The sequence below is a fragment of the Microbacterium sp. JZ101 genome, assembly GCF_053903175.1.
This window is the reverse complement of record NZ_CP096400.1, coordinates 357,899-370,271: the sequence shown is the minus strand read 5'-3', so window position 1 is coordinate 370,271 and position 12,373 is coordinate 357,899. Positions and strand designations below refer to the sequence as shown.

11 protein-coding genes are annotated in these 12,373 nt (G+C 70.8%); 3 read left to right on the top strand and 8 right to left on the bottom strand.

Going from position 1 to position 12,373, the window contains the following annotated elements; translation table 11 throughout:
• Positions 1–9: 9 nt before the first annotated feature.
• On the top strand, positions 10–1,005 hold the full coding sequence (locus tag M1D56_RS01650) for a LacI family DNA-binding transcriptional regulator (RefSeq protein WP_456284475.1): 996 nt from the start codon (positions 10–12) through the stop codon (positions 1,003–1,005).
• A gap of 7 nt (positions 1,006–1,012) precedes the next feature.
• Here the strand turns inward: M1D56_RS01650 and M1D56_RS01645 are convergent, their stop codons facing one another.
• The gene (locus tag M1D56_RS01645; RefSeq protein WP_456284474.1) at positions 1,013–2,053 is read right to left on the bottom strand and encodes an aldo/keto reductase; all 1,041 of its coding nucleotides are present in this window, start codon (positions 2,051–2,053) and stop codon (positions 1,013–1,015) included.
• A 209-nt stretch (positions 2,054–2,262) separates the two neighbouring features.
• Here M1D56_RS01645 and M1D56_RS01640 point away from each other — a divergent pair, with 209 nt between their 5' ends.
• Complete coding sequence (locus M1D56_RS01640; protein WP_456284473.1) at positions 2,263–5,859, top strand: LamG-like jellyroll fold domain-containing protein; 3,597 nt, start codon at positions 2,263–2,265, stop codon at positions 5,857–5,859.
• 90 nt (positions 5,860–5,949) lie between these two features.
• The gene (locus M1D56_RS01635; protein ID WP_456284472.1) at positions 5,950–6,954 is read left to right on the top strand and encodes a LacI family DNA-binding transcriptional regulator; all 1,005 of its coding nucleotides are present in this window, start codon (positions 5,950–5,952) and stop codon (positions 6,952–6,954) included.
• A 25-nt stretch (positions 6,955–6,979) separates the two neighbouring features.
• Here M1D56_RS01635 and M1D56_RS01630 read toward each other — a convergent pair whose 3' ends face one another.
• The 7 genes from M1D56_RS01630 to M1D56_RS01600 all read right to left on the bottom strand — a co-directional run bounded on the left by M1D56_RS01630 (position 6,980) and on the right by M1D56_RS01600 (position 12,321).
• Positions 6,980–7,894, bottom strand: coding sequence for a CPBP family intramembrane glutamic endopeptidase (locus tag M1D56_RS01630; protein WP_456284471.1), 915 nt, complete (start codon positions 7,892–7,894; stop codon positions 6,980–6,982).
• A gap of 79 nt (positions 7,895–7,973) precedes the next feature.
• Positions 7,974–8,336: a TIGR02611 family protein gene (locus tag M1D56_RS01625; protein WP_456284470.1), complete on the bottom strand. Its 363-nt coding sequence runs from the start codon at positions 8,334–8,336 to the stop codon at positions 7,974–7,976.
• 41 nt (positions 8,337–8,377) lie between these two features.
• Complete coding sequence (gene purF, locus M1D56_RS01620) at positions 8,378–9,850, bottom strand: amidophosphoribosyltransferase (protein WP_271173474.1); 1,473 nt, start codon at positions 9,848–9,850, stop codon at positions 8,378–8,380.
• Between the two features lie 6 nt (positions 9,851–9,856).
• Complete coding sequence (purM, locus tag M1D56_RS01615) at positions 9,857–10,897, bottom strand: phosphoribosylformylglycinamidine cyclo-ligase (protein ID WP_456285256.1); 1,041 nt, start codon at positions 10,895–10,897, stop codon at positions 9,857–9,859.
• Between the two features lie 134 nt (positions 10,898–11,031).
• Positions 11,032–11,355 (bottom strand): potassium transporter Trk, encoded by a 324-nt coding sequence (locus M1D56_RS01610; protein WP_271173472.1) that lies wholly within the window; start codon positions 11,353–11,355, stop codon positions 11,032–11,034.
• A gap of 62 nt (positions 11,356–11,417) precedes the next feature.
• Complete coding sequence (locus M1D56_RS01605; RefSeq protein ID WP_456284469.1) at positions 11,418–11,786, bottom strand: sterol carrier family protein; 369 nt, start codon at positions 11,784–11,786, stop codon at positions 11,418–11,420.
• 4 nt (positions 11,787–11,790) lie between these two features.
• The gene (locus M1D56_RS01600; RefSeq protein ID WP_456284468.1) at positions 11,791–12,321 is read right to left on the bottom strand and encodes a VOC family protein; all 531 of its coding nucleotides are present in this window, start codon (positions 12,319–12,321) and stop codon (positions 11,791–11,793) included.
• Positions 12,322–12,373 lie beyond the last annotated feature (52 nt).

Here is a 12,373-nt window from a genome sequence, read left to right as displayed (position 1 = left end):
GATCGAGGGATGGCGAAGCGCCCGACCAGTCACGACGTCGCGCGACGAGCGGGGGTGTCGCAGTCGACGGTGTCGTTCGTGTTCACGGGGCGCAGCGGCATCTCGGAGGCGACCCGCGAGCGGGTCCTGAAGGCGGCTGCCGACCTGAACTACCGCCCCAATCTGGCGGCGCGATCGATGCGCACTCAGCGCACCGGCCGCATCGCGGTCGTCATCCCGGTGACAGGTCTCAACCTCTTCCCCGTCCTCGAGGGCGCCGTCTCGACCGCCCGCGATGCCGGCTACGTGGTGGAGGTCCTCAGCCTCTCCCGCTCACCCGAGGAGCGAGAGGGCGAGCTCGCGTCGCTCATCGACTCGACCGAGTACGAGGGCGTCCTCTCCTTCAGCCCCATGCGGACCCCGCGCGTCGCGTCCGATGCCGCAGCGCCAGTCTTCCTCTCGCTCTCCGAGTTCGACGAGGAGATGCACGCGACGGGAGCGTTCAGCGATGCCCGCCCGGTCGTCGAGATGATGGAGCGGCTGGTCGAGCTCGGGCATCGCCGCTTCCTCCACGTCGCCGGCCCCTCCGACTTCCCCGCCGCCGTCGCCCGACGCGACGCCTATCTCGCGACGATCGACCGGCTCGGCGTGGAGTCGCTCGGGGTCGTCGGCGGAGACTGGAGCGGGATCACCGCGAACCGGTGCGTGAGCGAGCTGCCCGACGATGCCCCGCCGCTGGCGGTCCTCGCGGCGAACGACGTCCTCGCAGCCGGCGCGATCCGGGCGGCCGTGTCGCGCGGATGGTCGGTACCGGGCGATGTGAGCGTCACCGGATGGGACGACCTCACGATGAGCGCGCACTTCATCCCGTCGCTCACGACGGTGTTCCAGGACCGTCAGCGGCTCGGCACCGACTCCATGCGCCGCCTGATCGCGGCGATCCGCGGTGAGACGCCGCCCGAGCAGGAGGCCGTGCTGCAGCGCGTCGTCTGGCGGGAGTCGGTCGCGCCGCCCCGCGCGCGCTGAGCGCGCCTCAGGCGGTGGCGGCGCCGCTCGGCGCCGCGAACTCCTCGAGGGCCTCGATCGCGTCGGTCGAGAGCTCGAGGCGGCTCGCCGCGATCGCATCGTCGACCTGAGCCGGACGCGAGGCTCCGATGATCGCCGTCGTCACGACGGGATCGCGCAGCACCCAGGCGATCGCGAGCTGCGGGATCGACACACCGGCTTCCCGCGCGATCGCATCGATCCCCCGGATGCGCCGAAGGTAGTCGTCGGTGATCGCCGACTCGTTCAAGAAGAAGCTCCCCGCCGCGCGAGAGTCGGCGGGGACGACGCCGTCGAGGTACTTGCCGGTCAGCAGACCCTGCGCGAGCGGCGAGAACACGGCGCTGCCGACCTGCAGCTCGCGCAGGAGCGGGAAGAGCTCGGCTTCCGGCGTGCGGTCGAAGAGCGAGTACCGCGGCTGGTGCAGAAGCAGGCGCACGCCCTCTCCGGCGAGCAGCTCGTGGGCGCGCCGCGCGAGGGGCGCGGGGTAGTTCGAGATGCCCACGTAGAGCGCCTTGCCGCTGCGCACGATGTCGACGAGCGCCTGCATCGTCTCCTCGATGGGCGTCTCGGGGTCGACGCGATGCGAGTAGAAGACGTCGACGTAGTCGGTGCGCATGCGCGTCAGGCTCTGCTCGAGCGAGCGCATGAGGTACTTGCGCGAGCCGCCGTCGCCGTAGGGCCCCGGCCACATGTCGTAGCCGGCCTTGCTCGTGACGAAGAGCTCGTCGCGGTAGCGCCGCAGGTCGGAGTCGAGCACCGTGCCGAAGGTCGACTCGGCGGCGCCGTAGGGCGGCCCGTAGTTGTTCGCGAGGTCGATGTGCACGACGCCCCGATCGAAGGCGTGCAGGAGGATCTCGCGCTGGCTCTCGATCGAGCGGTCACGCCCGAAGTTCTGCCAGAGGCCGAGCGAGACGCGCGGCAGCTTCACCCCGCTCGCGCCGGCGCGGAGGAACGGCACGTCGTCGTAGCGCGACGCCGAAGCGACGTGCGGCGCGTGCAGGCGGGGGTCGTCGGCGGCGATGGGCATGGCGCTCCTCTGCGAGGCGGATGGGATGGTGCGTCGGACGAGGACGCCGGCAGGGCGATGCTACCGCGGGCTGGGCGCGGGGGACCGCCACCTGGGGCGAACCGGTTTGCTGGAGCCCTTGCCTCCCCCACCCCGATGCTCTAGCGTTGCCCAGCGAACCGGTTCGCTGTCTGATCCGGCGATCTCGACGAAGAGAGTGAGGCCATCCCATGCACGCCCGACCACCCGCGCTCCTGCGATCCGCAGGGGCACTCGCCGCGCTCGCGCTGGTGCCTCTCGCACCGGCACCCGCCGCGGCCGCATCCCCGGACGACCACCTGATCCTGTCGTACTCCTTCGACGAGGGAACGGTCGCCGAGGGCACGGTCGACGACGCGTCGCCCTCCGGCCTGGACGGCGCGCTCGCCAACGCCGAGCAGGCGCCGCTCGTCCCGGGGCGAGACGGCTCCACCGCACTCGACCTCACCGGCGGGCCCTCGTCATCGACAGAAGCCCCCTACGTGGAGGTGCCGCACGGCCTCTTCGAGGGACGCTCGCAGATGACGATCGCCACGTGGATCCGCTGGGACGGCGGCCCCGACTTCCAGTGGGCGTACAACCTCGGCAAGGACAACGCCTCCGCGACCTTCCTCACCCCGTCCTACCAGGGCACCAGCACCCACCGCTCGTCGATCAAGCCGGTGAGCGGCGGGACCGAGGTCGAGGTGGACGGCACGGGCAAGCTCCCGGTGGGCGAGTGGGTGCAGGCGGTCACCGTCATCGACGGCCAGGAGCTCGTCTACTACCTCAACGGCGTGGAGATCGGCCGGACGCCTGCGCAGGTCGACCTCGCCGCCGTCATGCACGACCCGAACGGCACGACCTCGGGGTTTCTCGGGAAGCCGTTCTGGAGCGGCCATCCGTTCTTCGACGGCGCGATCGACGACTTCCAGGTGTTCGACGTGGCCCTCGACGGCTCCCAGGTCGCCGCCCTGTACGGCGATGAGCTCCCGGTGATCGAGGGGCTGCAGGAGGACGCGTTCGAGGTGCGGACGGCCGCAGGGCAGCTGCCCGAGCTGCCGTCGACCGCGCCCGCGGACTTCAGCGACGGCATCGGCCGGACGGTCCGCCTCGAGTGGGACGAGATCGCCGAGGAGCTGTACTCGGAGCCGGGGTCGTTCACCGTGTCAGGCGAGGTCGTCGGCCACGATCTCACCGTGACGGCGACGGTCGAGGTGGTCGAGAACGCGCTCATCGTCGACCTCTCGAAGAAGACGGGCGACTTCCTCGGTGGCGCATCCGGCACGCTGTACGGCCTCTATGACGAAGGTCTGCCGTCGCGCAACCTGATCGACGGCATCGATCTCGCCTCGGTCGCCACGAAGGCGCAGGACGGTCCCCAGCACCCCGGAGCCGGCGCGCTCGAAGTCCTCGGCCCCCTCGTCGAAGCATCGAACGGCGACCTCTACGTCTACATGACGGACATCCATCGCGGGTTCCCCTACCAGTGGCCCGGTGACACTCCAGAGGAGAAGCTGGACACCTACCTCGAGAAGATCCGTCTCCAAGTCGAGCAGGTGGTGACCCTGCCGCCTGAGCAGCGGGCGCAGGTCGTCTTCATGCCGTTCAACGAGCCCGAGGGCAACATGTTCGGGACCGGCGAGTGGAGCTACGACGGCACCAGCTGGCTGGATGATCCGACGGCCTTCTTCGACGCCTGGGATCGCGCGCACGCGCTCATCCGGTCGGTACTTCCAGATGCGCGAATCGGCGGGCCCAACACCAGTGTCCTGTTCGATCAGGTCCAGGGCTTCATGCAGCACGCGCTCGAGGCGGGCACCTTGCCGGACACGGTGGTGTGGCATGAGCTGTCGGATCCCGCGAGAATCCGCGCGAGCGTGGACCGGTACCGCGCTTGGGAAGCCGAGCTGTTCGCCGGCACCGAGTACGAGGGCGTCGAACTGCCGATCAACATCAGCGAGTACGCATTCAACTACCACACCTCGGTTCCCGGACAGATGGTGCAATGGGTCTCTGCTCTCGAGGATTCGAAGGTCTACGGAGACATCGCCTACTGGAACATCGATGGCAACCTCTCCGACTCCGCTGTGCAGGCCAACCGCGCGAACGGCCAGTGGTGGCTTCTGCACGCCTACACCCAGATGAGCGGCCAGACCGTCGAGGTCACGCCACCGCATCCGGGCGAGAGCTATACCCTCCAGGGAGTCGCCACCCTCGACGAGGACCTGCGCCAGGGTCGCGTTCTGCTGGGCGGCGCGAGCGGAGACTACGCACTCCGCCTCCGGAACGTCCCAACCGCGCTCCTGGGCGAAACTGTGCACGTCACGGTACGCGAGATCGAGTGGAGCGGTCAGATCGGCGACAGCGCGCAGCCCGACGTCGTGGGCGAGCTCGACGTGGTCGTCGAGAGCGGAGACGCCGTCGTCCGCTTCGGTGCGAACGGTCTGCCTCCGCTCAAGGCGGAGTCGTCGTACGAGGTGATCGTCACTCCGGGCGACCATGCCTCGATCGAGGCCGCACCGCGGACGACCTGGGAAGCGATATACGAGGCCGAGGACGCCGCGTTCCGCGGATCGGGGCTGCACGTCAACGGGCCCGAAGGATCGCCTTCGAACGTCTCGAAGTTCTACACCTCGGGCGGGTACAACGTCGGCGGACTGCGCACGGGCGCCGACAATGCGCTGGAGTTCGCGGTGGACGTCCCCGAAGACGGCGTCTACGACCTGAGCATCTTCGCGAGCTCACTCAACACAGACCCGGAGGTGCAGGCACAGGGGCCCGCGAACGTCTTCCTCACGGTCGACGGCGGCGCCGAGCAGGAGGTCTTCCTGCCGCTCGGCTACAAGTGGACGGTCTGGGACCACGCGGACACCGCGGTCGAGCTGAGCGCGGGCGAGCACACGATCCGGCTCGCGACGCGGAGCCTCGACGGCACCCGGTCGCTCACCGGCGACGTGCTCATCGACAAGATCGATCTCGCCCTGCCGAACCCGAACCGGACGGCCGACGTGTACGAGGCCGAGTACGCCGAGCTCGACGGCGCGCAGACCGTGTACGGCGCGACCAGCGGCGCCTCGATCCCGAAGAACGCGACCGCGACGTTCTGGGTGTACGCCGAGAACGACGGTGCGGCGCTCCTCGATCTGGGCGTCCGCGGGAAGGTGCGGCTCGACGTCAACGGCGAGCAGACGCGAACCGCGAAGGACGGCACCGTGAGCGCCTTCCTCCGCGGCGGCATCAACAAGGTGGTCGTCGAGGGCGCGAAGCGGCTCGAGATCGACCGCCTCGTGGTCTCGCCGAGCGACGACCTCTCGTCGAGCGTCTTCGAGGCGGAGGACGCCGTCGTCACCGGCACGGCGTCGGCGAGCGAGCTCTCCCTCGCGTCCGGCGGCCTGGCGGTCACGGGCATCGGCGGCGAGCCGGGCAATGCGAACGCGCTGGGATTCGAGGAGATCGAGGTGCCGCGAGCAGGGAAGTACGCGCTCACCTTCCGGTACTCCAACGAGGAGCAGTCGCCCGCAACGCACTACAATCCCGACCCCGTTGCACGGTACGCGCTCATGTCGGTCAACGGCGCGGACCCCGTCCGCGTCGCGTTCCCGCATTCGTTCCACGAGAACAACTTCTGGGAGCTCACCGTCGTGGTCGAGCTCGAGAAGGGGACGAACCGCCTCGAGATCCGCGGTGAGGAGAAGCCGCAGTTCGACGGGACAAGCTACGCGTCTGACGCGTGGCCCGGCGTCCTGCTGCGATCGCAGTACGCTCCCAACGTGGACCGGGTGACGGTCACGCCGCTGTTCGGCTGACCCGCGCGGGTGGTCGCGGGCCCTGCCCGCGACCACCCGCCCCCCAGGCGACGGGAACCCGTCGCCCGAAGAGCTCGGAGGAGGTATGCAGTGGCCACGATCGGAGACGTCGCGCGCGAGGCGGGCGTGTCGCGCAGCACCGTGTCGTCGGTGCTCACGGGGCACAAGTTCGTGAGCCCCGAGACGCGCGCCCGGGTCGAGGGCGCGATCGAGCGTCTGCGGTTCTCCGTCAACGCCGGCGCCCGCGCCCTCGCGACGTCGCGGACCATGACGCTCGGCGTCGTCATCCGCTTCCATGAGGCGGAGTTCAGTCCGGCGATGGCCACGTACCTCGTGGCCCTCTCGGACGCGGCGCGCGAGCACGGCTACGCGGTCACGCTCCTCACCGAGCCGGATGGTGCCGCCGCCGTCGCGCAGGCGGTCGCTCAGCGACGCGTGGACGGGCTGATCCTCCTCAACGTCCTCGAGGAGGACCCTCGACTCGAGCCCATCCGGCGCTCAGGATTCCCCGCAGTGCTCGTCGGGATGCCCGAGGACACGAAGGGGGTCGATGCGGTGGACCTCGACTTCGGCTCCGCGGCCGAGGCCCTCGTCGACCACCTGGCTGAGGCGGGTCATCGTGACGCGCTCTTCGTCCGCTGGCCCGTCGAGCTGTACACCTCCGGCAGCACCTACGCAGGCCGTTTCGAACGCGCAGCCCGCGACCGCGCGGCGCGGCACGGGCTCGCCCTGCGCGACCTGCCGGTGCCGGTCGGCCCCGACCAGGTGCGGACCACGCTCCGCCACGCGCTGGATGAGAGCGGCAGCCCCGAGGCGCTTCTCATCCACAACGACGCCGCCGTCGCGATGCTCCCTTTCGTGCTCCGCGACCTCGGGCTCTCTGTGCCCGAGGACCGCAGCGTCGTGTCCCTCCACTCGGCGGAGCTCGCCCGCCTCTATGTCCTGTCCTACACCTCCGTGGAGTCGGAGCCGGCGGTGGTCGCCGGGACAGCGGTCGACCTGCTCGTCGATCGGATCGGCTCCCCCGACCGAGATGACGAGCGGCGACTGATCCGACCTCGTCTGGAACAGCGCGGCAGCGTCGCGTCGCGCTGAGCGACGGCGCGAACGCGCGTGAGCGTCAGGCCGGGACGGCCTCGAGCGCGGTGCGCGTGCGCCGGCCGAGCAGGCCCGTGACGACGAGCAGCGCGATGACGACGCCCATCACGATCCAGCCGGGCGCGCCGAGCACGGTCGCGATCGCCGCGTCGTCGCCCGGCCCGTTCCACAGCACGACGACCGATGCGGCCGTGTTGAGCGCTCCGTGGCCGACCGCGGCGGGCCACACGTTGCCGGTCCAGTACCGCGACCACTGCAGGATGACGCCGACGAACAGCGTGAACACGACCATGAGCGCGAGGCCGGCGGCATCCGGGCGCGCGAAGTTGTAGCCGAGCAGGATGACCGGCGCGTGCCACAGCCCCCACACGATGCCGATGAGGATGGCCGAGGGCCAGAATCCGAGCGGCGCGAGCGCGGTCGTGAGGAACCCGCGCCATCCGAGCTCCTCCCCGAACGCCGACACGGTCGCGACGACCGTGTTGACGGGGATGGCGGCGAGCGTGACGGCCATGTAGACGTCGGCCGTCATGCCCTCCGGGAGGAACGGCGCGATCTGCGACAGGCTCCAGTCGGGGTGCGCCCATCCGAGTGCCGCCGCGAGCAGCAGCGACGCCACGGCGATCGCGGTCCAGGCGACGGGGAACAGGAGGAACAGCGCGATCTTGCGGCCCACCGGCCGGAAGGGCACGAGCCCGAGGTAGTGCGCGCGCCGCCGTGGTCGCCGCACGAAGAACGTCGCGACGAGCGCCGCGACTGTGGGCGTCCACATCATGGCGGCCATGAGCGGCAGCGCGAGCGGCGAGCGGAGCCCCTCTCCGCCGAGCCACAGGGGCAGCGTCACCACCCAGGCGAGGGCGAAGGCGATCACGAGGAAGGTCGCGACCGCGCCCCACGGGACGCGGGTGGTCTCCGGCATGCTCTCTGCGCTCGTCATGCTCCCAGCGTGCCCGGCCGCGCGCCCGGCGCGCCTCCCCCTCGGGGCGGAGTTCCGGGGATCCCCCGCACGGCGGAGGTCAGCGCGCGGCGGCGGCCTTCCGCTCTCGACGCGCCTTCCACCATGCCCAGAACCGCTCGAGCTGCCGCCTCAGCCATCCGGCCGCGCGCTTCGCCCAGCCGAACTCCGTGCCGAGCACCGCGAGGCCTGCGAAGACGATGAGCCACCCGGGCCCGGGCAGCGGCACGAGCAGCAGGCCGACGACGGCGAGGACGCCGCCCACCGTGCCGACCGCGATCCGGTAGGCGCGCTCGATGGTGCGGCTGCGCCCGATCGCGCGGCGCGTCGCGCGCCCGGCGCGCACCAGGGCGGATGGCCGCGGAGTCGGCCCGTCGAGGTGGGCGCCCGCAGTCGAGGTCGCCTGAATCGCATCCCGTTCCATGACGGGATTCCACACGATATATCTCGAAGGGCGCTGGGTGTTCAGGAACCCTGCGTCTGCTCCACCCATTCGAGGTACTCCTCGGACACGGTGCCCGTGACGTAGCGCCCGTCGAAGCAGCTCATGTCGAGGTCGTCGAGACCCTGCCCCGCGGTGCTTCCCTCGAGGATCGCGGCCTTGAGGTCCTCGACCTCCTGGTACACGAGGTGGTCGCAGCCCAGCTCCGCGGCGATCTCGGGGATCGACCGGCCGTGCGCGATGAGCTCCTTGCTCGACGGCATGTTGATGCCGTACACGTGCGGGTAGCGGACGGGCGGCGCTGCCGAGGCGAAGGTGACCGACCGGGCGCCCGCATCGCGAGCCATCTGGATGATCTGCTTGCTCGTCGTGCCGCGGACGATCGAGTCGTCGATGAGCAGCACGTTCTTGCCCTTGAACTCGCTCGACATCGCGTTGAGCTTCTGGCGCACGCTCTTCTTGCGCACGGCCTGGCCCGGCATGATGAACGTCCGGCCGACGTAGTGGTTCTTGTAGAAGCCCTCGCGGTACTCGATCCCGAGCACGCGCGCGACCTGCATCGCCGCCGGACGTGACGAGTCGGGGATCGGCATGACGACATCGATCGCCCCCTCGGGCACGTGCTTCTCGATCGTCGCGGCGAGCTTGGCGCCCATCCGCAGGCGCGCCTCGTACACCGAGATGCCGTTCATGATCGAGTCGGGGCGCGCGAGGTAGACGTACTCGAACGAGCACGGCGACAGCTGCGGCGACTCGGCGCACTGCTTCGAGAACAGCTGTCCGTCGTTGGTGATGAAGATCGCCTCGCCGGGCTCGACGTCGCGGACGACCTCATAGTCGGCGTTCTCGAGGACGAGCGACTCGCTCGCGACGACCCACTCGTCGCCGCCGTCCTCCGCCGTGCGACGCCCGAGGATGAGCGGCCGGATGCCGAACGGGTCGCGGAACGCGAGGAGCCCGTACCCCGCGATGACGGAGATGACGGCGTACGCGCCCTCGATGCGCTTGTGCGTGCGCGCCACGGCCTCGAAGATGCGCTCGGGGTCGAGGTCGACGGGCGACGTCGTCGCCTGCAGCTCGTTCGCGAGCACGTTGAGCAGGAGCTCGGTGTCGCTCGACGAGTTGAGGTGGCGGCGGTCGCGCTGCGCCATGTCGAGCGTGAGCTCGCGGGTGTTCGTGAGGTTGCCGTTGTGGATGAGGATGATGCCGTACGGCGCGTTCACGTAGAACGGCTGGGCCTCCTCCTCACTCGAGGCGGTGCCCTTGGTCGCGTAGCGGACGTGGCCGAGGCCGACGTTCCCGAGGAGCGAGCGCATGTCGCGCGTGCGGAAGCCCTCGCGGACCATCCCGCGCGACTTGCTCATGTGCATGACGCCGCTCGGCTCGGCCGTGGCGATGCCCGTGGCGTCCTGGCCGCGGTGCTGCAGCAGGAGAAGGGCGTCGTAGATGTCCTGGTTGACCGGGCCGCGCCCGACCGCTCCGACGATGCCGCACATGTGGGGTTACTTCGCTCCGTCCGCGTATGCGCCGACCAGGCGGACGGCACCGCCGTCGACGCCCTTGGCGCCCTGTTCGAAGGCGCCCTCGGGGCGCTCTCCGGTCTTGACCGTTCCGACCTGCCACGCGTCGATCCCATCGGCGGCGAGCGCCGAGACGGCCGCGTCCACCCGCTCGGGGGCCAGGACCGCGAGGAAGCCGATGCCGAGGTTCCACGTTCCCTCGCTCGACTCGAGCGAGGTGCCGGCGATGTCGCTCAGCACGCGGAAGACGGGCGAGGGCGACCACGTCGAGCGGTCGACCTCGGCCCACGTGCCGACCGGGAGCACCCGGGCCAGGTTGGCCGCGATGCCGCCGCCGGTGACGTGGCTGAGCGCGTGCACGTCGTCGCCGAGGGACTCGATGAGGCGCAGCAGCGGCGAGGTGTAGAGACGCGTGGGCTCGAGCAGCGCCTCGCCCCAGGTCGCGCCGAGGTCGTCGGAGCGGTCGGCGTAGCCGATGCCCGCGCCGGAGAGGATGTGACGCACGAGCGAGTAGCCGTTGGAGTGCAGGCCGCTCGAGGAGAGCGCGAGCACGGCGTCGCCGTGGCGCACGCGCTCGGCGCCGAGCACGCGATCGGCCTCGACCACGCCCGTCGCGGCACCCGCGACGTCGTAGTCGTCGACGCCGAGGAGGCCAGGGTGCTCGGCGGTCTCGCCGCCGACGAGGGCCGTCCCCGTCGCCGCGCACGCCTCGGCGATGCCGCGCACGATGTCGGCGATGCGCTGCGGCACGACCTTGCCGCACGCGATGTAGTCGGTCATGAAGAGCGGACGGGCGCCGACCACGACGATGTCGTCGACGACCATGCCGACGAGGTCCTGGCCGATCGTGTCGTGCTTGTCGATGGCCTGCGCGATCGCGACCTTGGTGCCGACGCCGTCGGTGCTCGTCGCGAGCAGCGGGCGACGGAAGTCGCGCAGCGCGCTCGCGTCGAAGAGCCCGGCGAACCCGCCGACACCGCCGAGGACCTCGGGGCCGTGCGTGGCGCGCACCGACGACTTCATGAGCTCGACGGCGAGGTCGCCGGCAGCCGTGTCGACGCCGGCCTGGGCGTAGGTGGATGAGGGGGTTTCAGCCGCAGCTGCGGTGGGATCGAAGACCACCGGACAAGGATAGCGGCCGCTCGCTGTGCCCGGATTCAGGCTTCGTCGACCTGCTCGTGCGCGACGTGCACCTCGCGCGTGCGCCGGCCGATCGTCCAGTCGAGCACGAGCGCGACGAGCATCCCGAGGAGCACACCCGCGGGCACGCACCACAGCATGATGAAGCCGAACGCCTGCGACGGCGAGTAGACGACCTTCGTGAAGGGGCTCGCCTCCCCCGTGCCGTCGAACACGGTCGACAGGATGAGCGCGGCGATGATGCCGACGGCGGCCCCGAGCGCGGCGAACACGCTGTACTTCGGGGCGCGGCGCACCTTCGCCACATCGGCGTCGGTGTGCGCTGCGGAGGTCTCGGCCATGGTCGGTATTCTCCCCCGGCATCCTGGGAACCGTCTCCCATCGGGCGACGAGCCGGGAACCGTCAGAAGAGGAGCGGCAGGAGCATCGAGATGTCGGCGCGCGTGCCGGAGGCCGAGATGCGGCCCGCTGCGGCCTCGTCCTCCCAGCTGCGCTCGCCGGTCGCGACCGCGATCCACGTGACCGGGTCGAGCTCGACGACGTTGGGCGGGGTGCCGCGCGTGTGGCGCGGGCCCTCGATCACCTGCACGGCGCCGTACGGCGGCACGCGCACCTCGACGCTGCCGCCGGGCGCGCGCTCCTCGAGCAGCTGCAGGAGGTAGCGGACGGCCGTGGCGAGGTCAGTCCGCTGCGGCCTGCTCCCCTGCGCGACGGCGGCGCGGACGGCCGCGATCGCGTCGCGGCCGTCGCCCGTCGGGATCCTCCGTGCCATCCCGTCAGCTTACGGTCGCCTCCGCGTAGGAGGCGGCCCAGGTCAGCACGCGGTCGGCGCTCTCCTCGTCGGAGAGGTCCTCGATGCGCGTCATGATCGACCACCGCACGCCGTACGGGTCGCGGATGGAGGCGAATCGGTCGCCCGAGACGAAGTCCTGCGGCGCCTCGCGCACCGTCGCGCCCGCGGCCACGGCCCGTGCGACAACGGCATCGACGTCGGGGACGTAGAGGGCGATCGAGAAGTGCGCCGCGTCGCCATCCGGCTGCGGGACGGTGCCGAAGGCCGCCATCGCCTCCCCCACCTCGAGCCGCCCGCGCCCGCCGAAGTCGAGCGTCGCGTGCGAGACGACGGGCTCGCCGCTCTCACCGGGCATCTCGACCGCGTACAGCTGCCGGGCGCCGAGCGCCTCGATGTAGAAGCGCACGGCACTGCGCGCATCCCGCAGAGCGAGGAAGGGCGTGAGCGCGGTGACGGTGCGAGGGGTCCCGTTGTCGGTGTGCTCGCCGTTCGCGGCGATCGTGTTCTCTGCCATGCCCCGACGCTAGGTCGGGGGCTCGAGGCCGCGCTTGAAGATTCGCGCCATA